Raw genomic sequence first — 26,248 nt, 5'->3', positions numbered from 1 at the left:
TGGGCAGTGCTCGGAAACGTCACGTACTGCGTGTACGCTCCGTTTCCTGCGCGCTGTCCGCCCTCAAACTGCCTGCGACAATAACGCCTTTTGGCTAAGGCGAATGAGGTTCTAATGACAAAAAAAATCCTGATGGCTTTGCTGATCGGAACGATGAGTCTGCCGGCGGCGGCGGAGCGCATCCGCGATCTGGTGACGGTGCAGGGCGTGCGAGACAACGCCCTGATCGGCTACGGCCTGGTGGTGGGGCTGGACGGCTCCGGCGACCAGACCATGCAGACGCCGTTCACCACCCAAAGCCTGAGCAACATGCTGTCGCAGCTGGGCATCACCGTGCCGCCGGGCACCAACATGCAGTTGAAAAACGTGGCGGCGGTCATGGTGACCGCCAAACTGCCGCCGTTCTCACGCGCTGGGCAGAACATCGACGTGGTGGTTTCTTCGATGGGCAACGCCAAGAGCCTGCGTGGCGGCACCCTGCTGATGACGCCGCTCAAAGGCGTGGATAACCAGGTTTATGCGCTGGCGCAGGGCAACGTGCTGGTCGGCGGCGCAGGCGCGGCGGCCGGCGGCAGCAGCGTGCAGGTCAACCAGCTGGCGGGCGGGCGCATCAGCAACGGGGCTACCATCGAGCGTGAGCTGCCGACCACCTTCGGCAGCGGTGGCGTTCTCAACCTGCAGCTAAACGACGAAGATTTCACGCTGGCGCAGCAGATCAGCGACGCCATCAACCGCCAACGCGGCGGCGGCACCGCGACGCCGCTCGACGCCCGCACGATCCAGGTGCTGGTGCCGCAGGGCAACAGCTCTCAGGTGCGCTTCCTGGCGGAGATTCAAAACATCACCGTCAACGTCGGGGCGATGGACGCCAAAGTGATCATCAACTCGCGCACCGGTTCGGTGGTGATGAACCGCGATGTGATCCTCGACTCTTGCGCCGTCGCCCAAGGTAATCTGTCGGTGGTGGTCGATCGGCAGAACACCGTCAGCCAGCCGACGACGCCGTTCGGCGGCGGCCAGACGGTGGTGACGCCAAACACCCAGATTTCGGTGCAACAGCAGGGCGGATCGCTGCAGAAGGTGAACGCCAGCGCCAACCTGAACAACGTGATCCGCGCGCTGAACGCGCTGGGTGCCACGCCTATCGATCTGATGTCGATCCTGCAGGCGATGCAGAGCGCCGGCTGTCTGCGCGCCAAGCTGGAAATCATCTGATGGCCGGCGATCTGATGGCGATGTCGGGCGCGGCCTATGACGCCCAGGCGCTGAATGGCCTCAAGCGCGATGCGGCGGCCGACCCGCAGGGCAACCTCAAGCAGGTGGCCCAGCAGGTAGAAGGCATGTTCGTGCAGATGATGCTGAAAAGCATGCGTTCCGCCTTGCCGCAGGACGGGGTATTGAGCAGCGATCAAACGCGGCTCTATACCTCGATGTACGACCAGCAAATCGCCCAGCAGATGTCGCAAAAAGGGCTGGGGCTGGCCGACATGATGGTCAAGCAGATGAGCAACGCCAACACGGTGCCGAGCGAAACGGCGGGCCTGTCGCCGATGGCGCTGGACAACGAGGTGCTGCAAACGTTGCCGAACCAGGCGCTGGAGCAGATGGTGCGCCGCGCGATGCCGAAAGCCCCGCCTGCCGCCGCGCCGCTGTCGCTCAACAACGGCAACTTCGTCGCTCGCCTGTCGATACCGGCGAAGGTCGCCAGCCAGCAGAGCGGCATTCCGCATCAGCTGATCGTCGCGCAGGCGGCGCTGGAGTCTGGCTGGGGGCAACGCGAGATCCCGACCTCAGACGGCACGCCGAGCTACAACCTGTTCGGCATCAAGGCCGGCGGCAGCTGGAACGGGCCGGTGACGGAGATCACCACCACCGAGTTCGAACAGGGCGCGGCGAAGAAGGTGAAGGCGAAGTTCCGCGTCTACGGCTCGTACGTCGAGGCGATCGCCGATTACGTCAAACTGCTGACCAACAACCCGCGCTACGCCGACGTGGCCGCTGCGCGCAGCCCGGAGCAGGCGGCGCATGCGCTGCAACGCGCCGGCTACGCCACCGATCCGCAGTACGCCAGCAAACTGGTCAGCGTGATTCAGCAGATGAAGAACGCGGGGGAACAGGCGGTGAAAGCTTACACCCACGATCTGAAAGATTTGTTCTAAATCCCCGTCATTCTTGACGCCGCAGCGGCGCCAATTATTTAGGGAATAGGCGGTAATGAAGGCTGGCTGGATGCTGACCGCATTGCCGCTTTTTTTTCTCAAGTTCTTCCCATTTTGGCCGATAACCGAAACAGGCTGAGCGAACAGGCTCAGCAGCTCAATTAGAACCCTGTGGGCCACCGGCGCCGCAGCATAAGGAATTCCGATGTCCAATAGCTTAATCAATACCGCGATGAGCGGGCTGAATGCGGCTCAGGTGGCGCTCAGTACCGTCAGCAACAACATCTCCAACTACAACGTGGCGGGCTACAACCGCCAGACCGCGATCCTGGCGCAGAACGGCGGCATGGCCACCATGAGCGGATTTATCGGCAACGGCGTGACCGTCACCAGCGTCAACCGCGAGTACAACCAGTTCATCACCAACCAGCTGCGCGGCGCGCAAAGCGCGTTCGGGGCGCAAAACGCCTATTACGAGAAGATTTCGCAGATCGATAACCTGCTGGCGAGCAAAACCAACCCGCTGTCGACCAACATGCAGGATTTCTTCACCAACCTGCAGAACCTGGTGAGCAACGCCGGTGACGACGCCGCGCGCCAGACGGTGCTGGGCAAGGCCAACGGCCTGGTGAACCAGTTCAACAACACCGACAAATTCCTGCGCGACATGGACAACGGCGTCAACCAGCAGATCAGCGATACGGCGCAGCAGATTAACAGCTACGGCCAACAGATCGCCAAGCTGAACGACGAGATCACCCGTTTGCGCGGCAGCGCCGGCGGCGAGCCGAATGCGTTGCTGGATCAGCGCGATCAGCTGGTCACCGAGCTGAACCAACTGGTGGGCGTACAGGTCACGCAACAGGACGGCGATGCGTATACCGTCTCCTTCGCCAACGGTTTGACCCTGGTGCAGGGCAGCAACACCTATCAGGTGGAAGCCGTGCCTTCCAGCAGCGATCCTTCCCGTCTGACCATCGGTTATAACCGCGGCAATGGCGCCAGCGAAGTGCCGGAAGGCCAGATCACCAGCGGCACGCTGAGCGGCGTGCTGAAATTCCGCAGCGAAACGCTGGATGGCGTGCGCAATCAGCTGGGCCAGTTGGCGCTGGCGATGGCGGACAGCTTCAATCAGCAGCATCGCGCCGGTTTCGATCTGAACGGTGATGCGGGCGGCGACTTCTTCAGCTTCAGCGGCGGCCGGGTGGTGGATAACACCCGTAACACCGGCGACGCGTCGCTGTCGGTCGCTTACACCGACACCGGCAAGGTGAAGGCCAACGATTACCGCGTCGAGTTCGACGGCAGCAACTGGCAGGTCAGCCGCCTGCCGGACAACGTGAAAGTCAATGCCACGCCGGGCACCAGCGCGGACGGCAAACCGACGCTGAACTTCGACGGGTTGGAAGTGAGCATCGACGGCAATGCGCAGGCCAAAGACAGCTTCACCGTGAAGCCGGTCAGCGACGTGGCGGGTAACCTGAAAGTGGCCATCACCGATTCGTCCAAGATCGCCGCCGCCGGTAAAGACGACAGCGGCCGCGGCGATAACGAAAACGCCAAGAAGCTGCTGGATCTGCAAACCAAAAACCTGGTGGACGGCAAGGCGACCCTGAGCGGCGCTTACGCCGGCATCGTCAGCGGCGTCGGCAACCAGACCGCTGCCGCCAAGGCCATTGCCACGTCGCAGGCCAAGATCGTGACGCAACTGGGCGCGCAACAGCAGTCGATGTCCGGCGTCAACCTTGACGAAGAGTACGGTGAGCTGTTGCGTTTCCAACAGTACTACATGGCCAACGCGCAGGTGATTCAGACCGCCAGCTCGCTGTTCGACGCGCTGCTGAATATTCGTTGATTTTATTGTTAACCGGCACCGATAACGGCGCCGGTCGCTCAGAGTAAGGAACCCACAGCATGCGCATGAGCACCAGCATGATGTACCAACAGAACATGAACGGCATCACGGGCAACCAGTCGCTGTTCATGAAGGCGGCCGAGCAGCTTTCCTCCGGCAAGCGGGTGATCAACCCGTCCGACGATCCGCTGGCGGCGTCGCGCGCGGTGATGTTGTCGCAGTCGCAGGCGGAAAACAGCCAATACACGCTGGCGCGCACCTTCGCTCGCCAAAACGTGTCGATGGAAGAAACGGTCTTGGCCGGCGCGACGTCCACTATCGCGGACATGAAGGCGTTGATCGTCAACGCCGGCGGCACGGAAAGCGATAACGACCGTCAGTCGTTGGCCACCCAGCTGCAGGGGCTGAAAGATCAGCTGCTGAACCAGGCCAACAGCACCGACGGCAACGGCCGCTATATGTTCGGCGGATATGTGAACGACAAGGCGCCATTCGTCGACAACAGCGGCACCGTCAGTTATCAGGGCGGGGACAAGACGGTTCAGCAGAAAGTGGACGCCAACCGCACCATGACCATCGGCCATACCGGCAACGCGGTGTTCATGTCGTTGACCAGCAACCCGAAGCCCGAGCCGGACGGCAGCGCGCCGGTCAGCAACGTGTTCGAGAGTATCGATATCGCGCTGAACGCGCTGAAAATCCCGCTGCAGGGCGCCGATGAGGCCACCAAGCAGCAGGTGAACGATGCGCTGGCGAAAGCCAACCGCGGCCTGGACAACTCTTACAACAACGTGCTGAGCGTGCGCGCCGAGCTGGGCAGCCAGCTGCAGGAAATGGATCAGCTGGACAGCATCGGCAAAGAGCGAGACATGACCAACCAGGTCCAGATGAGCGCGTTGACGGATGCCGACCTGGCCGAGTCTATCTCGTCTTATTTCATGCAGCAGGCGGCGCTGCAGGCGTCGTATAAAACCTTCAGCGATATGCAGGGCATGTCGCTGTTCCAGATGAATCGTTAAGAGCAATACCCCGTTGCCTGACCGCGACGGGTTTCCCTTTAGTGCGCTTAGAAAATACCCTCTCCGCCCCGCGGGGAGGGAGGCTTCTTGAAACCGGGCGCACTCGTTTGGCGCGTCGCTCGTTCTCCCACTACTGACTGGGCGACGCGCCTTTTTTTCATCAGGAAAGAAATAATAAGATTGTCACCCCTGCTTAATGCGCAACGGCATGATTGAACTCAGCGGCGGAAAAATCGTGAGGGGATATTATTTCCCTGATGTTCAATAGCGGTATTATTTCTTTTTCTTCACCACTTTCCATTTTCCGCCGTCGGCCGTCTCGGTAAAAGAAACGCTAAATTTGTTGCTTTTCCAGTGGGTCAAACCGAATAACCGGCGCGCCTTGCGGTTGCTTTTCGCTTTAATCATTTTCTCGCTCCTGTGGTTAGTAAAGGTCGATGCTGCGCCCTGCAGCCGGCAGGCGCCGGACGCATTTATTCAAGGTATAAGTTATCTGTCGCGCATTTAACCCTGCGTGACTGCGTTATTTTTATTTTTTGCTCAAGATAAACGTACTTTATCGCTGCAGGAAAATAAGGAGATGCAGGCGATATTTTTTGTTACCGGGTCTATTCTATGTCGGGGTTTTATTTATTCAAGCCGCCGGAGACATTTGAACCTTAATCCGGATAAAAGACGTTTCTCAGGCTTTTGTCCCAGGAAAGCGTTTTTATTGCCATTTTGTCTCAGGGGAAAAGGGGGAAAGGAGGGGGCTTAGAAGGTCATGCCGCCGATCACCGCCGCCAGCCGGTCGAAGATTTCACCGAACAGATGCTCGCAGAACGGCGCCAGCATCGGCATCATCATGCCCAGCGTCATAATGCCGAAGGTCATGGTGACCGGGAAGCCGATCACAAAGACCGACAGCTGCGGCGTCATGCGGTTGAGCAAGCCGAGCGCCATGTTCAGCGTCAACAGCAGGCAGATCAGCGGCAGCGCCAGCATCATGCCGTTGATGAAGATCAGCGAGCCGACCTGGGTCAGCACCAGGAAGCCATTGCCGTTCAGCGGCTGCGTTTGGACAGGCAGGGTGTGGAAGCTGTCCGCCAGCAGCGAAATCAGCCACAGATGGCCGTCGAAGCTGAGGAACAGCAGCATCGCCAGCAGGTTGAGCAGGCGCGCCAGCACCGGCATGTTCGGGCCGCCGCTGGGATCGAAGAAGGTGGCGAACGACAGGCCCATCTGCATGCCGATCACTTCGCCCGCCAGGCGCACCGCCGCGAAGGCAAACTGCATGGTCAATCCCAGCGCCACGCCGATCAGAATCTGTTGAATCGCCAGCCACAGGCCGGCGGCGGAGAAGATCGGGATATTGCTGGCGGGCAGCGTTGGCGCGATCAGAATGACGATCAGCCCGCCAAGGCCGATTTTGACCTTTTTGCTGATTTGCTTTTCGCTGAATATCGGCGCGGTGCTGATCAGCGCCAGAATGCGCAGCAGCGGCCAAAAATAGTGGCTGAGCCAGACGGTGAGCTGGGCGCTGTCGAAGGTGAGCACGGTCAGCCGATCAGGGTGGGCAGGTTGCTGAACAGGGTGCGCATGTAGTCCAGCAGCAGGTTCAACATCCAGGGGCCGGCGATGATGATGGTGGCCACCACCGCCAGAATTTTGGGGATGAACGACAGCGTCATTTCGTTGATCTGGGTGGCGGCCTGCAGCAGGCTGACCACCAGGCCGCTGATCAGCGCCGCCAGCAGCAGCGGGGCGGCCAGCGCCAGCGCCACTTTCATCGCCTCGGTGCCGAGCGCCATAACCGATTCAGGTGTCATCTCGCGTTCTCCGGTCGGGGGTTACGAATAGAAGCTCTGCGCCAGCGAGCCGAGCAGCAGCTGCCAGCCATCGACCAGCACAAACAGCATCAGCTTGAACGGCAGCGAGATGGTGGCCGGCGGCACCATCATCATCCCCAGCGCCATCAGCACGCTGGCGACCACCAGGTCGATAATCAGGAACGGAATGAACACTGTAAAACCGATCTGGAAGGCGGTTTTCAGTTCGCTGGTGACGTAGGCGGGCAGCAGGATGCGCATCGGCACCGCCTCCGGGCCGGCCAGCGGCGGCTGATTGGCCAGCCTGGCGTACAGCGCCAAATCGGTTTCGCGCGTTTGGCGCAGCATGAATTCGCGCAGCGGCTGCGCGCCTTTATCCAGCGCGACCTCCAGCCCGATCTTGTCCTGGCTGAACGGCAGATAGGCGTCCTGATAAACCTTGTCGAACACCGGCGACATGATAAAGAAGGTCAGGAACAGCGCCAGCCCCAGCATCACTTGGTTCGGCGGCGCCGACGGCGTGCCCAGCGCGTTGCGCAGCAGGCCGAGCACGATGATGATGCGGGTGAAGCTGGTCATCATCAGCAGCATGGCCGGCAGGAAGGTCAGCGAGGTTAACAGCACCAGCGTCTGCACCGGCAGCGACCAGCTTTGGCCGCCGTTGGCCAGCGGCTGACTGATCAGCCCCGGCAGTTGCGCCAAAGCCGCCGGGCTGATGAACAGCAGGGCGGCAGGGAGCCAAACCGCCGGACGGCGGACGAGGGTATGAAGAGTCGAGGTCATGCCGATTTTTCCGGGCGTTTCAGAACTTTTTGCATCAGTTGGCGGAAGTCCGCCGGCGTCGCCGCGTCGGTCGCGCCCTCGTCTTTCGGCGGGGCGGGCAGGGTGTGCAGCGGGGTGATCTGCTGGGCGGTGACACCCAATACCAGCAAGGTGTCGTCGACTTCCACCACCACCACGCGCTCGCGCTGCCCGACCTGGCAACTGGCGCGCAGGTTGAGCAGCTTGTGGTTGCGCGCCTGCGGGGCGAAGCCCAGCCGGCGGAACAACCAACCGGCCAGCAGGATCAGCAGCAGAATGCCGCCGAGCGCGCTGCTGACCTGCATCAACACCGAACCGGCCGGCAAGGCCGGCGCGGCGGGTGGTTGGCTGCTTTGGACGGTAACGGGCGCCGCGACGGTCATCAGCGGCTCAGTCGACGCATGCGTTCGGACGGGGTGATGATGTCGGTGATGCGCACGCCGAACTTGTCGGCCACCACCACCACTTCACCTTGTGCGATCAGGTAACCGTTGATCAGGATGTCCAGCGGCTCGCCGGCCAGGCCGTCCAGCGCCACCACCGAGCCTTGCGACAGGCGCAACAGCTCTTTGATGGTCATCTTGGTGCGCCCCAGTTCCACGGTCAGCTTGACCGGAATATCCAGGATCAGGTCGATATCCTGCAGGCTGCCGAGCGCATCCTGAGCTTCCAGCGACTTGAACACCCCTTCGGTGCTCGCGCCGGATTTCTCTGTCGACTGCTGCTCGTTAAACGCATCAGCCCACAGATCGTCTACGGATTCCTTTCCTTCGCCAGACGGTTGCTTAGGATCACTCATTGGGCTGTTCCTCACTCAGAGCATTCAAAATAGGGTTAATCAAATGTTCAACACGCAGGGCATATTGCCCATTCAACGTGCCGTATTGGCTGGTCAGAACCGGTACGCCGTCCACATGGGCGATCAGGCGTTCCGGCTTGTCTATCGGTAATACATCGCCCGGCTGCAGCTTCAGGACTTTCGACAGCCGCATCGGGATATCGACGAAGTTGGCGATCAGCTCCAGTTCGGAGTGTTGCACCTGCTTCACCAGGGTTTCGCGCCAATGGCTGTCTTCCTGCCGCGAGTTTTCCAGCGGCGGGTTGGTCAGCAGCTCGCGCAGCGGCTCAATCATCGCGAACGGAATGCAGATGTTGAACTCGCCGGTCAGCGCGCCGATCTCCACCTGGAACGGCGTGGTGACCACGATGTCGTTCGGCGAAGTGGTGATGTTGGTAAACTTCACCTGCATTTCGGCGCGCACGTACTCTACGTCGATCTTGTAGATGGCGCTCCAGGCGTCGCCGTAGGCGTCCAGCGCCAGGCGCAGCATGCGCTTGATCACCCGCTGTTCGGTCGGGGTGAACTCGCGGCCTTCGACCTTGGTCGGGAAGCGGCCGTCGCCGCCGAACAGGTTATCGACGGCAATGAACACCAGGCTCGGCGCGAACACGAACAGGGCGGTGCCGCGCAGCGGGTTCAGATGCACCAGGTTCAGGTTGGTCGGCACCGGCAGGTTGCGGGCGAACTCGTGATACGGCTGGATTTTGATCGGGCCGACGGTAATGTCCGGGCTGCGGCGCAGCAGGTTGAACAATCCCATGCGGAACTGCCGGGCAAAACGTTCGTTGATGATTTCCAGCGCGTGCAGACGCTCGCGCACCACGCGGCGCTGGGTGTTCGGATCGTAAGGCTTGACCTCGCTCTCTTTGCCGACTATCGCTTCGGGTTCATCACCCGCGCTGTCGCCGTTGAGCAAGGCGTCGATCTCTGCCTGTGAAAGAATGCTATCGCCCATAGTGATTACCGCAGTATGAAGGCGGTGAACAGCACGTCGCTGACCACCTGCTTCGGTTGTCCCTTAACCAGTGGTGGGCTGAGCACGTCCTTAATCTGCGCCACCAACTGTTGCTTCCCTTGCTCATTGGCCAGCTGGCTCGCTTCCTGGCGGGAGAGCAGCATCAGCAGACGGCTACGCACTTCCGGCAGAAAATCGTTCAGCTGGCGGCGGGTACTTTCGTCCGGCAGACGCAGCGTGAGGCCGATGTACAGCACGCGATCCGGGTTGTTGTCCGGCGTCACCAGGTTGACGGTAAAGGTGTCGAGCGGCATGAACACCGGCGCGGCCGGCGGTTGCTGTTTGGCGGCGGCCGGTTCGGCGCCGTTTTTATGCTGTTGCAGCAGCCACCAGCTGTAGCCCGCGGCGCCACAGGCGACGACGCTGATCAAGACCAGCAGGATGACCAGAAGGGGGCGTTTCGGTGCTGCCGGAAGGGAGTTCTGAGACATAGCGAAATCTAATTCCTGTTGTTATACCCGTCGTCTTTCAAGCCGCAGCGTTGTTGGCTGCACGCACTTACCCCAGTCACTTACTTGAGTAAGCTCCTGGGGACTCATGCGCTGGCCGCCTAGCTGCAACTTGAAATCCATAGGGCATATATACTTGATATTTCAAGCTGCAACCGAGTATCTCGCGGATATCGGGTACATAGCGCGTATAAAGCCGCACGCACGACATAATTTACCCAAAATAATTGGGGCTGCATCGCGGCGGCAAATTTGTAAGTCCCCAGGAGCATAGGTAACTATGTGACTGGGGCGCGCAAATGCAGCCAACAAAGATGCAGCTTCAAGTATGACGGGTAAAGGTATTATCGCGTCTATCGCGGCGTGCAATAGCCTGAATAGACGCGCAAATGGGTGCCAGCTTGGGCGTTTGCGGCGGCTCAGGCGAAAATATCGACGCCGTTGACCGCACTGGCCATACGCTGCAGCGTCACCGGTGCGCTGACGCCCTCGGCGGCTGCGCCATCACCGCCATGATGTTCAGCATAGTTGGAACGACCCTGGCCGTTGGAAGCCTGCTGCTGCCATTGCGGGGTGGACTCGCCGCCCACGCTGCTTTGCCCCAGGTTGATACCGCTCTCCGCCAACGCGTGACGCAGCTGCGGCATCGCCGCTTCCACCGCCGCACGCACCTGGCCGTGAGCGGAGGCGATGTGCAGTTGCGCCTGCTGATCGTCCAGTTTTAGCGTGATCTGCAGGGCGCCCAACTCCTGCGGGTGCAGGCGCAGCTCGGCGCTCTGCTGGCCGTTGCGGTGGAACATCAGCACCTGTTGGTTCAACGCCTGCTGCCACTCCGGGCTGCCCAGCTGCGCGTTGAGCTGCGGCGCAGGCGGTGCGGTCACCAGTGCGCTGGCCGGGGCGGCCGTTTGCGTCGGGCTGGCGGCGGCCAGGGCGACGGCGTGGTTGAACGTCGGTGGCTGCTGCGTATCGCTTGCCGGCAGCGGTTGTGCGGTGCTTGCGCGTTCGCCGTTGGTTGGTTGCGGTAGCGCCGCCTTGGCATTATCGCCGTCGGTAGCCGGCGATTTCGCGCCCGTCAACGACGGAGCAGGAGAGGCCGACGCGCGCGCAGCGGTTTTATCACCGGCCGCCGCGATGTTCAGCAGGCCGTTGCCGGGCTGCAGCGCAGTCGCCTCGTCAGCGCTTTCCTCCGGCAGCGGCCGTTGCCCGTCCGCCGGTTGCGCCTGGGCGACGATCGCGGCCGGCAGCATGGCGTAAAGCGCCTGCAGCGTTGCGGCATCCAGCTCTTTGGCGGCGGCGATCGGCGTCTGCGCCGGTTTATCGCCGGCGACGGGCGCGTCGCCCTCGGTATCTTCAGGTGAAAGCGCGTCGGCTGAGGTTGTCGGGTTCTGCAGCAGACCGCCGCGCTCGCCGAAGGTGGCCAGCAGTTGATTGAGCTGGTTGCGGCTCAGGGCCGGGGCGTGTTCATCGTCTGTGTTCAGCGCGACCGGTGGCTGTTTGCCGTCGATCGCGGGCGCGAAACGGGCGCCGAGCAGCTGGGCGAAAGCGGACGACAGCTGGCTCTCATCCAGCGCCGACGTCAGTTCGGCCAGGCCGCCGGCGTCGCCGGGTAAGACCAGACCGGGCAGGGCGTTCAGATTCATGGGTTGATATTCCTTTGTGCACTGCGTTGAGCGAACTCATCCATCAGTTTTTGATCCCGTTTGTTCTCCTGCTGCTGCTCCGCCGTCATGGCGCGGGTATGCAGGGTCTCGAAAGCGTTCAGCCGCTGTTGTTTGTCTTGCCATTGCTTCACCGCATGATCCACTTTCTGCCCCCACTGCAGCAGCTGCTGGCGGTGCTGGTCGATGGCCTGTTCCAGCGTGCCGATAAACTGCTGGTAGTTTTGCCAGCGTGAGCTGTCCATGCCGTCGCAGAGCGTATGATTCAGCTTCTGGCGGTATTCGTCCTGATAGTTGAGCAGCATCGACAGCTGCTGTTCTGCCGCCTGCTGCGCCTGCCGTACCTGGCCCAGCTGTTGCGCGGCCTGTTCCACCGCATCCTGCGCCAGATCGCGCAGGGTAATCAGGGGGGATTGTGATTTCATCGCTCTGCGCCTCTGGTGACGTTAAACAATCAACTGCTGCAGCTGTTGACAGGCTTCGTCATAGCCGCTGCGTTCAAAGATGCCCTGCTGCAGGTAGGCTTCCATCTGCGGATACAGCGTCATCGCTTTGTCCAGCAACGGATCGCTGCCTGCCGCGTAGGCGCCGACGCTGATCAGATCGCGGTTGCGCTGATAGCTGGCCAGCATCTGTTTGAAGGTGCGCACCCGGCGGTAATGCTCTTCGTCGATCAGCGACGTCATGGCGCGGCTGATCGACGCTTCGATGTCGATCGCCGGGTAGTGGCCGGCCTCCGCCAGGCGCCGGGACAGCACCACGTGGCCATCGAGAATCGCGCGCGCCGAGTCGGCGATCGGGTCTTGCTGATCGTCCCCTTCGGTCAACACGGTGTAGAAGGCGGTGATGGAACCGCCGCCGCTGATGCCGTTGCCTGCGCGTTCCACCAGCGCAGGCAGCTTGGCGAAGACCGACGGCGGATAGCCTTTGGTCGCCGGCGGCTCGCCGATGGCCAGGGCGATCTCACGCTGCGCCATGGCGTAGCGGGTGAGGGAGTCCATGATCAGCAACACATGCTGCCCGCGATCGCGGAAATCTTCGGCGATGCGGGTGGCGTAGGCCGCTCCCTGCATGCGCAGCAGCGGCGACACGTCGGCCGGCGCGGCGATCACCACCGATCGCGCCCGGCCTTCGGCGCCGAGAATGTTCTCGATAAAGTCTTTGACCTCGCGGCCACGCTCGCCGATCAGGCCAACGACGATCACATCTGCCTGGGTATAGCGGGCCATCATGCCGAGCAGCACGCTCTTGCCGACGCCGGAACCGGCGAACAGGCCCATGCGCTGGCCGCGACCGACGGTCAGCAGGCCGTTGATGGTGCGCACCCCCACGTCCAACACCTGCTCGATCGGCGTGCGCTGCAAGGGGTTGAACGGCGCGGTGATCAGCGGCGCCCGGTAACCGGTTTCCGGTGAAGGCAGACCGTCGAGCGGTTTGGCGCTGCCGTCCAGCACCCGTCCCAACAGCGCCGGGCCGAGCGGCAGCTGTTTGCCGGCGCTTTGGCCTTCCGGCGCGATGCGGGCGTAAACCCGTGCGCCCGGCACGATGCCTTCCACTTCTTCCAGCGGCATCAGGAACAGCCGCTGGCCGTTGAAGCCGACCACTTCGCTTTCCACTTCCTGCACCTCACCGGCGTCGTGCCGTTCGATGAGGCAGGTCGCGCCGAGCGGCAGCTGCAGTCCGGTGGCCTCCAGCACCAGTCCGGTGGCGCGGGTCAGGCGACCGTAGCGGCGCACCGTCGGCGCGCGGGCGATGCGCTTTTCCAGCGTATCCAGAGAGCTCAGCCAGCGGCCGAGACGCGCGGTCATCAGACTTCTCCCGGTGCTGCCAGGCGGCACAGTTCATGCCAGCGCGTTGCCAGGCTGGCGTCGAGATCGCCTTCCTCGGCGCTGACCTTGCAGCCGCCCGGATGCAGTTCGCCGTCCGCCAGCAGACGCCAGCCGTGCAGGCTGAGGGTGACCCCCAACTGTTGCTCGACGCGTGGGTAGTCGTCCGGGTGCACCCGCAGCTGCGGCTTGCCGTTGAACATCGGCTCCTGCTGGATCAGCTGTTGGATCTGCGCCAGCAGGGCGGTGCCGTCGCACACCGGCGGTTGGCCCAGCACCTGCTTGGCGGCGGTCAGCGCCAGCTGCATCAGTCGGGAGGCGATCACGCTGTCGAGCGCATCCAGCGTGTGCTGGAATTCGGTGACCAGCTGCTGCCAGTGGGCAGTCAGCGGCTGCTGCTGCTGCTGTGCTTCCAGCAGCCCTTGCTGGCGGCCTTCCTCCAGTCCGGACTGGAAACCGGCCTCATAGCCTTTTTGCTGGCCGTCGGCATAGCCCAGTTGCTGGCCCTGTTGCTCCGCCTGCAGGCGCAGCGTCGCCAACTGCTGCTGCAATTCGGCCTGTGCGTCCGGCGACGGATCGTCAAGTTCGAGATCCGGCAACTGCGGCAGTTCGAACGCCGGTTTCTGTTCGCCCAAATCGTTGAGCGACCAGGGCTGCCAGGGCAGGGTGTTAATGCGATCAGACATAGGTGTCCTCGCCGCCGCCGATGATCATTTCGCCGCTTTCCGCCAGGCGTCTCACCACCAGCAGGATGGCTTTCTGCTCGTTCTCCACCTGCGACATGCGCACCGGCCCACGGTTGGCCAGATCGTCGCGCAGGATGTCGGCGGCGCGTTGCGACATGTTCTTGAGGAACTTCTCGCGCAGCGGCTGCTCGGCGCCTTTCAACGCGATCAGCAGCGACTCGCCTTCCACTTCCTGCAGCAGGCGTTGGATACTGCGATCGTCGACTTCCACCAGGTTTTCGAACAGGAACATCTCGTCGATGATCTTCTGCGCCAGCTCGCCGTCGTATTCGCGCATCGCGTCGATGACCGCCTCTTCCTGCTGGGTTTTCATCAGGTTGATGATCTCGGCGGCAGTACGCACCCCGCCCATTTTGCTGCGTTTGAGGTTCTGGCCGTCGAGCAGGTTGTTCAGCACTTCGGTCAGCTCCGCCAACGCCGCCGGCTGCACGCCGCCGAAGGTGGCGATACGCAGCATCACGTCGTTGCGCAGGCGTTCGTCGAACAGGGCCAGGATATCCGCCGCCTGGCCGCGTTTGAGGTGCACCAGGATGGTGGCGATGATCTGCGGGTGTTCGTCGCGGATCAGATCGGCGGCGCTCTGCGGCTCCATAAAGTTGAGCGTTTCCATGCCGGTGGTGGTCTCGCGCGATTCGAGAATGTCTTCCAGCAGGCTGGCGGCGCGCTCTTCGCCCAGCGCCTTGACCAGCACCGAGCGCAGATAGTCGCTGGCGTTGACGCTCAGCGCCGCGTATTGCTCGGCGTCGTCTTCAAACTCGGTCAGTACTTCGCCGAGCTGTTTGTGCGAAACCTGGCTCATGCCGGCCATGGTGCCGCTCAGCAGCTGTACTTCGCGCGAGGAGAGGTGCTTGAACACCTCCGCCGCACGATCTTCACCCAGCGTCATCAGCAGGATGGCGCTTTTGTCGGTTCCGGTCAGGCTCATATCTCGTTACTCATCCATTGGCGGATTACCAGAGCGACCACGCGTGGGTCTTTGTCAGCCAGATCGCGGATCCGCTGGCTCTGGACTTCTGCGCTGACGCGCTGCTGCGATTTACGACGCTGCGCCAGCTCCTCGTTGCTCGGTTTGCTGCTGTCGACCGCTTTGGCGGCAGGGGCGTTGGCGGCGGCGACGGCGGCCTGTTGCGCCGCCTGGCGCTGTTGCAGCTGCGGCCGCACCAGTTTGCGCCACAGCAACCAGGCCACCAGCAGCACCAGCAGATAGCGGCCCGCGTCGATCAGGCGATCGATAAACGACTGGCTTTGCCAGAACGGCAGTTCGCCACCGGTCACCTGACTGTCGGTAAACGGCGTGTTGACCACGTTCAGGGTATCGCCACGGCTGCTGGAGTAGCCCATCGCTTCACGCACCAGCGCTTCGATCTGCGCCAGCTGCTCTTTGCTCATCGGCTGCGGTTTGCCGTCTTTATCGGTGCCCAGATAGTTGACCACCACGGCGACCGACAAACGCTGCACGGTGCCGGCTTTTTGCTGGGTATGGCGAATGGTGCGGTCGAGCTCGTAGTTGGTGGTCGCGTCGCGACGGGTATTTTGCGGTACGCCGTTGGCCGCCGCGCTGCGGGTGGTCGCGGCGTTTTGCGCGGTGGCGTTGGCATTGTTGCCTGCCGCGGTGGCCGGCTTGGCGGTCTCAATCGGCGCCGTGGCAGGCGCGCTTGGTTGGTTGGACAGTGCGCCCGGCACGCCGCCTACCGGTGGCCCGCCGATCTGCTCGCTCAGGCTGGTTTGCTGAGAGCGGATAGCGGCTTTGTCCGGCTGTTGGTTCGGTTGGTACTGTTCATCGGTTTGTTCGCGAGTGGCGAAGTCAATCTGCGCCGTGACCTGCGCACGCACGTTGGCGCTGCCGACCACCGGGGCGAGGATCGCTTCGATGCGGCGCTGGAAGCCGTTTTCCACTTCGTTGGCGTATTTCAGCTGCGAGGCGTTGAGATCGCGCCCGGTGCCGTCGGACTGCGTCAGCAGGCGACCGGCCTGATCGACCACGGTCACGTTGCCCGGCGGCAGGCCGGCGACGCTGCTCGACACCATATAAACGATGGCGTTGATCTGGCCATCGTCCAGCGCACGGCCGGGTTGCAGGGTCAGCGTCACCGACGCGGAAGGGGATTTCTGTTCGCGCACGAACAGCGAAGGTTTAGGCAGCGCCAGGTGAACGCGGGCGTTTTGCACCGGCCCCAGCGATTCGATAGTGCGCGACAGCTCGCCTTCAAGGGCGCGCTGGTAGTTGATCTGCTCGCTGAACTGGCTGATGCCGAATTTTTCCTGATCCAGCAGTTCGAAGCCGACGGCGCCACCCTTCGGCAGCCCTTGCTGCGCCAGACGCAGACGGGTTTCATGCACTTTTTCCGCCGGGATCAGCAGCGCCGCGCCATTTTCGGCAAAGCGGTAAGGGATGTTCATCTGCGTCAGTTGAGTGACGATGGCGCCACCGTCGCGGTCGTTCAGATTGCTGTACAGCACGCGGTAGTCGGGGCTTTTCACCCACAACAGCAGCGCGACGACGATCGCGATCGCGGCGGAAGCGGCGACCAGCAACGGAATTTTCGGGTTGGCGCGCAGACGATTCCAGATGGCCTGCAGGCCGTTGTCGCGGCTTTCGCCGGCGGTTATCGAAGCACTCATTTTAGGTCTCGTCCTTCAATGGCGCTCACGATCCCGTATGGGCCGCTGAGCAGCTCCCTGCCAGGCTGATGAACGGTATGGTTAGCGTTGTGTGACAAAACAGACTCCCTGATACACATATCTTCTAAATAGCGGCGCTCCCATTTCTGGGCAGGCCATTATTCGCCTTATCAGACGATTCCGATTGCCCGATAAGCCGGGTTTTTTGCAGTTAATTAGCCGCTTTAGGTCTGAAAACGCTGTGCTAGGGTGTGCATCATTGGAGAAGTGCAGGGTGAAACGTCACCCGGCGAGACGAGATGATTGAGGATCAGATGGCGATTCAGGGCATTGAAGGGGTACTGCAGCAGATGCAGACCATGGCGGTTCAGGCCGGCAAGATGGGGCAAAATGCGGCGCCGCAGGGCGTCAGCTTCGCCAGCGAACTGACCGCGGCGCTCGGCAAGATCAGCGAGACCCAGCAAACGGCGCGCAAACAGGCGCAGGATTTTGAACTGGGCGCGCCGGGCATCAGCCTGAACGATGTGATGGTCGATCTGCAGAAATCGTCGGTCTCGCTGCAGCTGGGCGTGCAGGTGCGCAACAAGCTGGTGGCGGCCTACCAGGACATCATGAATATGCCGGTGTGATGAGCATGCCGCTCATTTTGCAGTGACATTTGGGCCGGCGCTGTTACCCTATAGCGACGGTTATTTATCAGGATAGGATGATGTGCAAATCGCTGTGTCTTGCTCTGGGCATCATGGCGCTGTCAGGATGCGCCGGGCAAAACGATGATGATTCATCGGCCCAAAAAAACGCGGCTCATCAGGAAGCCGGCAAGGAATGGAAAGCGTTTGTCGCGCCGCTGTCCGTGAAAACGCAGTCACCCGGTGAGCGAGAAATGAAACGCGTCGCCCGGCAATACTGACGCCGAGACCCCAGCCGATGAACAAAAAAAACCAGCTATCGAAATAGCTGGCTCAAAGTGCGATAAAACTTTATGTGATGTAGGTGCGTCGACGCCCGTTCTGGGTGACGTCAACGCGGTTATCATATTTGTTATGTTATAACAAATCAATGCTGCCGTGCGTTTGCCTCAGTCCGCCAATTCCGCAATCCGCTGGTGGGCGTTCGCCAGCCCCTGCGCGAGGCCGTGCGGTTTCATATCCAGCCCTTCGGCATAGATAAATTGCACGTTGCCGATCCCCATCAGCCCCAGCACCGACCGCAGATAGGGCGTCACGGCGTCGGTCGGCTGGCCGGCGTGTACGCCGCCGCGTGAACTGAATACCAGCGCATTGACGCCGTCGACCAATCCGACCGGGTAGGTGGCGGTATAGTTGAACGTTACCCGGGCGCGGGCCACCAGATCGAACCAGTTTTTCAGCTGGGTCGGGACGTTGAGGTTGTACATCGGCGCCCCGATCAGCAGCAGATCGCTCCCTTTCAGTTCGGCAATCAGCCGATCGGAAAGCGCCAGCGCCGCTTTGGCGCGTGGGCTGGTGTTTTCCGCGCCGCGCAGCGCACTGAACAGCTCGCCTTCCAATACCGGCAGGTCCAACGCCGTCAGATCGTGCTCGATGATCTGGTCTTCGTGCCCGTTGGCCCGACGTTCCACCAGATAGCGATCAATCAGGTTATTGGTCTGCGAGTCGTTTCCCATAATGCTGGATTTGAGCACCAGTATTTTTTTCATACGGTTGTCCTCTGACGGTCATCTGTAGTTTTCACCGGGAATTCCGGAATGACTGCAGGTTATCATTGCTTGATGTTCACCAGTGGTGATAGGTTTTCACTTAATTGATTCCAATTTGGAAACGGTAAAATGAAAAGCGATCTCAGCGCGCTGCCGGCTTTTGTCGCCGTGGCGGAAGGCGGCAGTTTTGCCGCCGCCGCAGAAAAACTGCATCTGACGCGCTCTGCGGTCAGCAAAATCGTGTCGCGGCTCGAGGCGCGGCTCGGCGTGATGTTGTTTATGCGCACTACGCGCAGCCTGAGCCTGACGGATGAAGGGGTGCTGTACTACGAGCACTGTCGGCAGGCGTTGGCGAACATTCAGGCGGCGGAAAATCAGCTGGACAGCGGCAAGATGCAGGTCAGCGGCCGGCTCAGGGTCTCAGTGCCGGTGTTGTTCGGCCACCTGTGCATCGCCCCCTTGCTGACGGCGCTGGCGAATGAGCATCCGTTGCTGGCGTTGGAAATCTCGTTCAGCGACCGCAGGATCGATCTGGTCGACGAGGGGTTCGATCTGGCGGTACGCATCGGCGAGCTGGCGGACAGCGGCAGTCTGGTTGCCCGGCGTCTGGGTGAACACGGCATGCTCCTGTGCGCTTCGCCCGATTATCTGCAGCGCTGCGGCGAACCGCGCACGGTAGACGCCTTAAGCCGACATCAGGCGGTGGGGTATCTGCACGCCGGCGCCGTGTTGCCCTGGCAACTTCGCGGCGAAAACGGCGAGCTTCGGCCGTTCAGGCCACCGGCCAAGATGATGATGGACGATATGCAGGGGATCGTCGATGCCGTTTCCGCCGGCGCCGGTATTGCCTGGCTGCCGGAGTGGCTGGTACGCGATCGGCTGGTGGCGGGGGCGTTGGTGGAGCTCATGCGTGGTGAGTCCAGCCCCAGTTTTCCGGTGAATGTGGTATGGCCGTATATGCCTTACCAGCCGCTTAAGGTACGGCTGGCGGTGGACAAATTGGTGGCGGAGCTGCCGGGGAAATTGGCGCTTGTGGCGCCGGCGGTATCGCACCGGTAATGGCTGGTGCCACAATCAACAGGAAATGGGCGCTAATGTTCCGAATAGAGGGACGAAAACGGCGCTGTCAGGCTCATTGACTGCGCAGGTGGCCGTTTATTATGGCCTGATTAGTAGGGTTATTATTCGAGGCAGGTCAATGAGCACGAAAAGCGAATCCAGATGGCGCCTGATCAGTATTTTAATGCTGACGGTACTCGTCGTATTAATTGGCATTCTGGTTAAACTGGATTGAAGTCTGACCAGGCGATAAAAGCCTGGCCATTTTATTGTGCGGCAAGTAAGCGCATCATGTCTTCTTCATACGGCAATGCTAACAGCCACAGCCCCAACAACATTGTTGCCAGAGAAAATAATCGCTTTTCATTACGCATCGTTTAATTTGCTCTTCGACGATTTGACGTTGCGTAGCCTATCTCAGCGTTGTGACAACGGTTAGGGACCTGTGCCAAATAAAGCCATTTTGTTGCGCGTCCAGTTATGTTTCTCCGGCGGCTATCGTTTCGGTTCCCACGGGGCCAGGTTCCATAATCCTTTGATGACCGCGAATAGCGGTAGGGGCGAAACCGAAGCGTTTGCGAAAACGTTCGGCGAAACGTGATGCGCTTTCATAGCCGACATGTTGCGCGATGGCGGAGATCGGCCAGTCGGTCGACTGCAGCAGGGCCAACGCACTGCTCATGCGCACGTCGATCATCAGGTTGCGCAACGCGGTATTTTCCATCGAGAGTTTGCGGCGCAGCATCACTTCGCTCATCGACAGGCTTTCCGCCACTTTGGCGGCCGTCCAAATGCTGTGTGGATCGGTTGCCAGGCAGCGACGCACGCGCTGCGTCAGGTCCTTGGCTTCGTTGTGGATGAAGCGAATGCCGAATTGGGCCAGCCACAGCAGAATTTCCAGCATTTTGTGCCGCACGATGATGGTGGGAAAACGCTGCCGGAGCGCCAGCGCCAGGCTGGTGGTCTCAAAACTGTGTTTCAAAGCGCAGGGCAGGCTGCGCAGCGCCAGAACGGCATCAAACGGCATCGGCGCCGGCGCTTCCTCGACTGGAGGCTGAATAGTGAGCAGCAATGGGTCGCAGGTCAGCAACTGGCAGCTGAACACCCCCTCTTCGGAGGGGCCGTTAATAATATCCACCGTTTGCCCCCCATCGATAATCAACAGTTCGCCGGCATGAGCCACCACCTCGTGTTGTTGCCAGCGTACGCGCTTATGGCCTTGTTGTATCAGATACAGGTGTGGTTGCTCAAAATAGACTGAAGGGAATAATAATTCAGTATGCTGAATGATGTGCGCTGAGGCGCCAATTCCTGGACAGAGATTAATTGTACGTTCCATCGATATTCATTTCGCAGCCATTATCTGAGAATATCTTTACGCTTTGATCCGCGTTGGAGCAACATTTTTCCATGGGCCGTGAAACACAGCGGCGTGTTGTATCTATCAAAAATCAATTTCCTGCTGAACAGAAAACGTCCGTGTCGGGATAATGTTTATCCATTAAAGTGAGAGCCAGGCTCGAAGCGCGCATTTTACCAATTACCCATAAACTGAATAATTCAAATGCCATAGATTAATATCCTAACGTAACCCGAGAGTAATAGCGCATAGTGCTATTTAATCCATTTTCGTCAGTATTGTCGATCTTATCGGACCTGCGGTTCCCCCAGTAACAGCGCACGGTCATGAAACTGACCGTAGGTATTGTTGACCACGTTCTGGCGCGTGGACTGTTCGATCAGCATTTTCAGCTCATCCATGCGCTGCTGTAACAGGCGTTTGAGCTCGGTTTCGTTGTCGAGGATCTGTTGCAGCTTATTGCGCAACATCTCCTGCAACGCCATGGAAGGGCCGGCTTGCCCGGTAAAGGCTGCGGTTTTTTCCACCGCCGTCACGTAAGCGAACTCGAGCTCGACGAGCTCTTCCCAGCGCCCGGTTTGCGCCAGCGCGATCATCTGGCTGCTCAGGCTGTAAATTTGTTGATAAGCGGCTAACAGCTGCTGTTGACGTTCCATTACACGGCGTCCTGCGAAGGTTGGTAGTTGGGGCCGATCTGGCGCCAGGCGTCGGCGATGTTTTCCAGCAGTTTGACCACTTCGGCGATCGCCGCTTCGTCGTTGTGCAGGTTGGCCTGCATCAGACGCCGCTTCATATAGTCGTACAGCGCCGCCAGGTTTTCGGCGATCTCGCCGCCCTGCTGAGGGTCGAGGCCGCTTTTCAGGCCGTTATCGATGATATTGATGGCTTTGGACAGCGCCATACCTTTGCCGGCGATATCGCCCTGGTTCATCAGGATGCGTGCGCGAAGCAGGGCGCTGAGCGCCCCGTCGAACAACATCACGATTAACTGGTGCGGGCTGGCGCTCATGGCGCCGCTTTCCAGACTGACCTGCGCATAGGCCTGAGTGCCGCTACGGTTATACATGCTGTTTTCTTTACCTTGTTAAAGGGTTACTTGAACTGTTGAGCCAAATAGTTACTGGTGCCGTTCATTTTCGACATCATGGTATCCAGCTGAACGAACTGTTGTTTATAACGATCGATGGTGTTCTGAATGCTGGCGGTGACCGTGGTGATCTGGCTGTTCAGGCGATCGAGGTTGGTGTTGATGCTTTTGGTCGAGTTCTCGATGATGCCGCCGGATTTGATGTAGCTTTGGATCTCGTTGTGGATCTCGGTGGCCATGCCGGTGTCTTTGCCGTTGCCGACGAAGAAGTTACTGACCTGATCCGGTTTTTCATCCATCGCTTTCTTCAGCTTGGTGCTGTCGATTTCCAGTTTGCCGGTCTTGGTGTTGGTGGAGATACCGAGGTTGCCCAAGCCTTTCAAATCCGGGTTGTCTTGCGCGGCACTGAGGGCGCTTTTGATCGACGACTGAACGCCGCGCAGGGTGTTGTCGCCGAGCAGCGGACCGTTGCTCGGGTTTGGCGCTTCGCCGGTTTTCACCGGGGTGTACTTGGACAATGCGTTGAAGGTGTCCAGCAGTGAGTTATAGCTGTCGACCCATTCTTTGATCTTGTCGGTGGTGCCGGCGGTGTTGGTACTGATCACCAGGTTTTGTGGCTCGGTGTCTTTGGTTTTGGTTTTCAGATCGATGGTAACGCCCTGCAGGGCATCGCTGATCGAGTTGGTGCTGCGCTTGATATCCGTGCCGTTCACTTTCAACAGCGCATCTTGCGGCTCAACCGTCTGCTTCATGGCGGTGGTGGTGCCGCGGGTGGCGTTGTAGTTCAGGATATCGCCCAGTTTGTCGTCATTGTCGACCTGGAGGGAAATCTTGTTGTTCTCGCCGGTGGTGGAGGAGCTGATCGCCAGCTGATAGTCGTTGTCGCCGACGCGCATGATGCTGGCGGTAACGCCGGCCTTGGCGCCGTTAATGGCGTCGCGCAGCTCCAGCAGCGAGGTTTGATCGTCGCTGAGCGGGATTTTGGTGGCTTTCGGCGGGTTGCCGGCGGTGATGGTCAGAGCGCGGTCGGTGGCGCTTTCGGTGCCTAACTTGGCGCCCTGGTCGCTGACTTTCGCCTGAGTGGTCAGGGTTTGCGCCTGCGCCAGCTGCTTCACTTCCACCACGTAGTTACCCGGCACCGCTTTGGCGTTGGTGGTGATCTTGAAAGCGTCGTGTTCGGTGGCGGTCGTCGCCTTGAAAAAGTCTTCTTTCGCCATCTCTTTGCTGAGGTTGTCGAACTTTTCCAGTGCGCCTTTCAGGGTGCCGTAACCGGTCAGCTGCGCGTTATAGCTCGACTGTTTGGTGGTGTAAGGGGTCAGGCGCTGCTGTTCCGCTTTGGTCAGCTTATCCAGCAAGCCGTTGAGGTCGAGTCCTGAGCCGAGACCTAATGAACTGATCGTTGCCATGAGTAATTCTCCTTGATTATGACTTTATTCGCTTTACGCGTTATCGGCCCAGTGATGAAAAAGTTTACCGAAAAAAACAAAAAACCGATGGCGCAATAGAAGAGGGAAAAAACGCGTTATTTCCGCCATTGCCGAAAGCGCAAAAAATTTTAAAAAATTGCTAAAGGTTGGTAGGGGAGGGCCGATACCTGAGGGGACGGTGGTTGACGCCGTGGGCAAATAAGCCCGAACCTTTTTAACTGTGTTGCGAAGAACGCAACTGACTCGTAAGGAAAGCAAACAATGGCACAAGTAATCAACACTAACAGCCTGTCGCTGATGGCGCAGAACAACCTGAACAAATCTCAGTCTTCTCTGGGCACTGCGATTGAGCGTCTGTCTTCCGGTCTGCGTATCAACAGCGCGAAAGACGATGCTGCGGGTCAGGCGATCTCCAACCGTTTCACCGCGAACATCAAAGGCCTGACTCAGGCTTCCCGCAACGCCAACGACGGTATCTCCCTGGCGCAGACCACTGAAGGCGCACTGAACGAAGTTAACGACAACCTGCAGAACATCCGTCGTCTGACCGTACAGGCGCAGAACGGTTCCAACTCCTCCAGCGACCTGAAATCCATCCAGGACGAAATCACTCAGCGCATGTCGGAAATCAACCGTATCTCCGAGCAGACTGACTTCAACGGCGTGAAAGTGCTGAGCAGCGATCAGAAACTGACCATTCAGGTTGGCGCTAACGATGGTGAAACCATCGATATCGACCTGCAGAAAATCGACTCCACTAAACTGGGTCTGGATGGCTTCGACGTGACCAATAAAGGTCCTAAACTGGGTGCAGAAGTTACCGGTACTGTGAACGTAGGCGGTAAAGATCTGACTGTTGACGCAATGGCTACAGGTAAGAAACTGTTCTCTGGTAAAGATGCTACTGGCAAAGATACCTTCTACGTAGAAACTACCGATAAAGGTGTTAAAACTTACAAAGAAGCAACCATTGCTGAAGATGGTACAACAGGTAAAGCAAAAATCACCGAAGGCACTACTGACGTTAAGATGGCAGATCCTCTGGCTACCCTGGACAAAGCGCTGTCTCAGGTTGACGGCCTGCGTTCTTCCCTGGGTGCGGTACAGAACCGTTTCGATTCTGTTATCAACAACCTGAACAGCACCGTTAACAACCTGTCCGCTTCTCAGTCCCGTATCCAGGATGCTGACTACGCGACCGAAGTGTCCAACATGAGCCGTGCCAACATCCTGCAACAGGCTGGCACCTCTGTTCTGGCACAGGCTAACCAGTCTACTCAGAACGTTCTGTCCCTGCTGCGTTAATCGTCTCTCCCGATTAACTGTCGCAAAGAAACCCCGCCTCGGCGGGGTTTTTTTATGCTCGCGCACCGCGCGGTTATTACATGGCGCAAATAAAGCCCGTTTTGTGCGACTGTTCAGCCGATTGGCATTCCGCCCCCTACGCATAATAGCGCTGACTCTCTTATCCGCAGGTTTAAGACATAGTGAGCGATCTGTATACCGCCGAAGGCGTGATGGACAAAAATTCTCTCTGGCTGCGCTACGTCCCGTTAGTGCGCCACGAGGCGCTGCGCCTGCAGGTCAGGCTGCCCGCCAGCGTGGAGCTTGACGACTTGCTGCAGGCCGGGGGAATCGGGCTATTGAACGCCGTTGAGCGTTATGACGCCCTACAGGGAACCGCCTTTACCACCTATGCGGTGCAGCGCATTCGCGGCGCGATGCTCGACGAGCTGCGCAGCCGCGACTGGGTGCCGCGCAGCGTGCGGCGCCACGCGCGCGAGGTCGCGCAGGTGATGCGGCAACTGGAACAGCGTTACGGCCGCCCGGCGAGCGAGACGGAAGTGGCGCAGACGCTGAATATCTCGCTGGATGAGTACCGTCAAATTCTGTTGGACACCAATAACAGCCAGCTTTTCTCCTACGACGAATGGCGCGAGGAGCATGGCGAGAACGCGGAACCGATGCTGGAAGGGCATGAAGAGGCCAACCCGCTGCATCACCTGTTGGAAGGCAGCCTGCGCCAGCGGGTGATCGACGCCATCGAGGCGTTGCCGGAGCGCGAAAAAATGGTGCTGACGCTGTATTACCAGGAAGAGTTGAATCTCAAAGAGATCGGCGCCGTGCTGGACGTCGGGGAATCCCGCGTCAGCCAACTGCACAGTCAGGCGATCAAACGGCTGCGCGCGCGGCTGGCGAACGATACCTGACGGCGGCCCGCCGCCCCCTCAACTCGATGACTCATGCGACAACGGGACTGCCCCTTATGCCAGGAATACTGTTGAAGAAACGGCCGCTTAGCCGTTACCTGAAAGACTACAAGCACAGCCAGACCCATTGCTCCCAGTGCGGTAAGTTATTGGACCGCATGGCGCTGGTGTTTCGCGGCAAAATTATCAATAAAGAAGCCATCGCGCGCATGGATCAGCCGATCGACGATGCGGTCTGGCAAAACGTGCAGCATGAGCTGACCGCGCTGTGCCGCTTTTGCAGCGAGATTTCCTGCAACAGCCACCCGAGCTATTTCGATATTATGGCGTTCAAACAGTATCTGTTCGAACAGACCGAGATGAGCCACAGCACCATCCGCGAGTATGTGGTGCGGCTGCGCCGGCTGGACGAAATGTTGGTGGCGCGCAACTACCCAGCGGACAAGTTCGCCAACTGCGCCAGTCACCAGCGTATCATCGACGATCTGCCTAGCGCGGCGCACAACAACTACCGCATAGCGCTGCGCAAATACGATCAGTACCTCGCCTGGCAGCGCAGCTACTGAGACTTTCCCCGGCCGTTGGGCCGGGGCCCGCTGTTTCCCCCGTGATAAAGGATGATTATTCA

General features: G+C 59.9%; 29 protein-coding genes. 10 read left to right on the top strand and 19 right to left on the bottom strand.

Annotated elements, in window-relative coordinates:
* The first annotated feature begins 114 nt into the window (after positions 1–114).
* From C9411_RS03030 to flgL, 4 genes are all read left to right on the top strand, one after another.
* Complete coding sequence (locus C9411_RS03030; RefSeq protein WP_038876847.1) at positions 115–1,215, top strand: flagellar basal body P-ring protein FlgI; 1,101 nt, start codon at positions 115–117, stop codon at positions 1,213–1,215.
* Entirely contained in the window at positions 1,215–2,159 is a 945-nt protein-coding gene (gene flgJ, locus C9411_RS03025; protein ID WP_049200258.1) for a flagellar assembly peptidoglycan hydrolase FlgJ, read from the top strand. The genes C9411_RS03030 and flgJ overlap by 1 nt, the downstream gene beginning before the upstream one ends.
* Positions 2,160–2,364: 205 nt before the next feature.
* Positions 2,365–4,014: a flagellar hook-associated protein FlgK gene (gene flgK, locus C9411_RS03020; RefSeq protein ID WP_107226380.1), complete on the top strand. Its 1,650-nt coding sequence runs from the start codon at positions 2,365–2,367 to the stop codon at positions 4,012–4,014.
* Between the two features lie 59 nt (positions 4,015–4,073).
* On the top strand, positions 4,074–5,033 hold the full coding sequence (flgL, locus tag C9411_RS03015; protein WP_107226379.1) for a flagellar hook-associated protein FlgL: 960 nt from the start codon (positions 4,074–4,076) through the stop codon (positions 5,031–5,033).
* A gap of 273 nt (positions 5,034–5,306) precedes the next feature.
* Here the strand turns inward: flgL and sra are convergent, their stop codons facing one another.
* From sra to fliF, 14 genes are all read right to left on the bottom strand, one after another.
* On the bottom strand, positions 5,307–5,441 hold the full coding sequence (gene sra / locus C9411_RS25785; RefSeq protein WP_175089935.1) for a stationary-phase-induced ribosome-associated protein: 135 nt from the start codon (positions 5,439–5,441) through the stop codon (positions 5,307–5,309).
* Between the two features lie 345 nt (positions 5,442–5,786).
* Entirely contained in the window at positions 5,787–6,569 is a 783-nt protein-coding gene (gene fliR / locus C9411_RS03010) for a flagellar biosynthetic protein FliR (RefSeq protein WP_004934804.1), read from the bottom strand.
* A gap of 2 nt (positions 6,570–6,571) precedes the next feature.
* Entirely contained in the window at positions 6,572–6,841 is a 270-nt protein-coding gene (gene fliQ, locus C9411_RS03005) for a flagellar biosynthesis protein FliQ (protein ID WP_004934803.1), read from the bottom strand.
* A 21-nt stretch (positions 6,842–6,862) separates the two neighbouring features.
* On the bottom strand, positions 6,863–7,624 hold the full coding sequence (fliP, locus tag C9411_RS03000) for a flagellar type III secretion system pore protein FliP (RefSeq protein WP_025303257.1): 762 nt from the start codon (positions 7,622–7,624) through the stop codon (positions 6,863–6,865).
* Positions 7,621–8,025: a flagellar biosynthetic protein FliO gene (gene fliO, locus C9411_RS02995; protein WP_063990257.1), complete on the bottom strand. Its 405-nt coding sequence runs from the start codon at positions 8,023–8,025 to the stop codon at positions 7,621–7,623. The genes fliP and fliO overlap by 4 nt, the downstream gene beginning before the upstream one ends.
* A complete protein-coding gene (gene fliN / locus C9411_RS02990; protein ID WP_038876868.1) occupies positions 8,025–8,441 on the bottom strand; it encodes a flagellar motor switch protein FliN in 417 nt (138 codons plus the stop codon). Before fliN ends, fliO begins: the two co-directional genes overlap by 1 nt.
* Positions 8,434–9,438 carry a flagellar motor switch protein FliM gene (gene fliM / locus C9411_RS02985; RefSeq protein WP_025303254.1) on the bottom strand — a complete coding sequence of 335 codons (1,005 nt, stop codon included), beginning with the start codon at positions 9,436–9,438 and terminating at the stop codon, positions 8,434–8,436. The genes fliN and fliM overlap by 8 nt, the downstream gene beginning before the upstream one ends.
* A 5-nt stretch (positions 9,439–9,443) precedes the next feature.
* The gene (gene fliL, locus C9411_RS02980; RefSeq protein WP_004934797.1) at positions 9,444–9,929 is read right to left on the bottom strand and encodes a flagellar basal body-associated protein FliL; all 486 of its coding nucleotides are present in this window, start codon (positions 9,927–9,929) and stop codon (positions 9,444–9,446) included.
* A 437-nt stretch (positions 9,930–10,366) separates the two neighbouring features.
* The gene (locus C9411_RS02975) at positions 10,367–11,587 is read right to left on the bottom strand and encodes a flagellar hook-length control protein FliK (protein WP_107226378.1); all 1,221 of its coding nucleotides are present in this window, start codon (positions 11,585–11,587) and stop codon (positions 10,367–10,369) included.
* A complete protein-coding gene (fliJ, locus tag C9411_RS02970) occupies positions 11,584–12,030 on the bottom strand; it encodes a flagellar export protein FliJ (protein WP_033634978.1) in 447 nt (148 codons plus the stop codon). Before fliJ ends, C9411_RS02975 begins: the two co-directional genes overlap by 4 nt.
* A gap of 21 nt (positions 12,031–12,051) precedes the next feature.
* Entirely contained in the window at positions 12,052–13,413 is a 1,362-nt protein-coding gene (fliI, locus tag C9411_RS02965; protein WP_004934781.1) for a flagellar protein export ATPase FliI, read from the bottom strand.
* Positions 13,413–14,117 carry a flagellar assembly protein FliH gene (gene fliH, locus C9411_RS02960; protein WP_107226377.1) on the bottom strand — a complete coding sequence of 235 codons (705 nt, stop codon included), beginning with the start codon at positions 14,115–14,117 and terminating at the stop codon, positions 13,413–13,415. Before fliH ends, fliI begins: the two co-directional genes overlap by 1 nt.
* The gene (gene fliG, locus C9411_RS02955; protein WP_060420814.1) at positions 14,110–15,102 is read right to left on the bottom strand and encodes a flagellar motor switch protein FliG; all 993 of its coding nucleotides are present in this window, start codon (positions 15,100–15,102) and stop codon (positions 14,110–14,112) included. Before fliG ends, fliH begins: the two co-directional genes overlap by 8 nt.
* A complete protein-coding gene (gene fliF / locus C9411_RS02950) occupies positions 15,099–16,799 on the bottom strand; it encodes a flagellar basal-body MS-ring/collar protein FliF (RefSeq protein WP_107226376.1) in 1,701 nt (566 codons plus the stop codon). Before fliF ends, fliG begins: the two co-directional genes overlap by 4 nt.
* A 314-nt stretch (positions 16,800–17,113) precedes the next feature.
* Here fliF and fliE point away from each other — a divergent pair, with 314 nt between their 5' ends.
* A complete protein-coding gene (fliE, locus tag C9411_RS02945; protein WP_004934773.1) occupies positions 17,114–17,428 on the top strand; it encodes a flagellar hook-basal body complex protein FliE in 315 nt (104 codons plus the stop codon).
* 80 nt (positions 17,429–17,508) lie between these two features.
* Positions 17,509–17,709, top strand: a complete 201-nt coding sequence (locus C9411_RS02940) for a hypothetical protein (RefSeq protein WP_063990253.1) — start codon at positions 17,509–17,511, stop codon at positions 17,707–17,709.
* A gap of 168 nt (positions 17,710–17,877) precedes the next feature.
* Here C9411_RS02940 and C9411_RS02935 read toward each other — a convergent pair whose 3' ends face one another.
* Complete coding sequence (locus C9411_RS02935; RefSeq protein WP_107226375.1) at positions 17,878–18,477, bottom strand: FMN-dependent NADH-azoreductase; 600 nt, start codon at positions 18,475–18,477, stop codon at positions 17,878–17,880.
* Between the two features lie 129 nt (positions 18,478–18,606).
* On the opposite strand from C9411_RS02935, the gene C9411_RS02930 reads away from it, so the two are divergent.
* Entirely contained in the window at positions 18,607–19,536 is a 930-nt protein-coding gene (locus C9411_RS02930) for a LysR family transcriptional regulator (RefSeq protein WP_107226374.1), read from the top strand.
* Between the two features lie 478 nt (positions 19,537–20,014).
* On the opposite strand, the gene C9411_RS02925 is transcribed toward C9411_RS02930, so the two are convergent.
* The 4 genes from C9411_RS02925 to fliD all read right to left on the bottom strand — a co-directional run bounded on the left by C9411_RS02925 (position 20,015) and on the right by fliD (position 23,389).
* Positions 20,015–20,875: a helix-turn-helix transcriptional regulator gene (locus C9411_RS02925; RefSeq protein ID WP_063990249.1), complete on the bottom strand. Its 861-nt coding sequence runs from the start codon at positions 20,873–20,875 to the stop codon at positions 20,015–20,017.
* Positions 20,876–21,183: 308 nt separating this feature from the next.
* Positions 21,184–21,552, bottom strand: coding sequence for a flagella biosynthesis regulatory protein FliT (gene fliT, locus C9411_RS02920; RefSeq protein ID WP_004934765.1), 369 nt, complete (start codon positions 21,550–21,552; stop codon positions 21,184–21,186).
* Positions 21,552–21,962, bottom strand: coding sequence for a flagellar export chaperone FliS (gene fliS, locus C9411_RS02915; protein ID WP_004934758.1), 411 nt, complete (start codon positions 21,960–21,962; stop codon positions 21,552–21,554). Before fliS ends, fliT begins: the two co-directional genes overlap by 1 nt.
* Before the next feature lie 26 nt (positions 21,963–21,988).
* Entirely contained in the window at positions 21,989–23,389 is a 1,401-nt protein-coding gene (gene fliD, locus C9411_RS02910; protein WP_063990248.1) for a flagellar filament capping protein FliD, read from the bottom strand.
* Positions 23,390–23,671: 282 nt separating this feature from the next.
* Here fliD and C9411_RS02900 point away from each other — a divergent pair, with 282 nt between their 5' ends.
* The 3 genes from C9411_RS02900 (at position 23,672) to fliZ (ending at position 26,186) form a co-directional block, all read left to right on the top strand.
* The gene (locus tag C9411_RS02900; protein ID WP_107226373.1) at positions 23,672–24,715 is read left to right on the top strand and encodes a flagellin; all 1,044 of its coding nucleotides are present in this window, start codon (positions 23,672–23,674) and stop codon (positions 24,713–24,715) included.
* 182 nt (positions 24,716–24,897) lie between these two features.
* Complete coding sequence (locus tag C9411_RS02895; protein WP_004934752.1) at positions 24,898–25,620, top strand: RNA polymerase sigma factor FliA; 723 nt, start codon at positions 24,898–24,900, stop codon at positions 25,618–25,620.
* 56 nt (positions 25,621–25,676) lie between these two features.
* Positions 25,677–26,186, top strand: a complete 510-nt coding sequence (fliZ, locus tag C9411_RS02890; RefSeq protein ID WP_033647756.1) for a flagella biosynthesis regulatory protein FliZ — start codon at positions 25,677–25,679, stop codon at positions 26,184–26,186.
* The last annotated feature ends 62 nt before the right edge of the window (positions 26,187–26,248 follow it).

It is taken from the genome of Serratia sp. Nf2 (assembly GCF_003028435.1).
GTDB lineage: Bacteria > Pseudomonadota > Gammaproteobacteria > Enterobacterales > Enterobacteriaceae > Serratia > Serratia marcescens_L.
The sequence above is the reverse complement of the archived record's forward strand: the minus strand, read 5'-3'. Positions and strand labels throughout refer to the sequence as shown.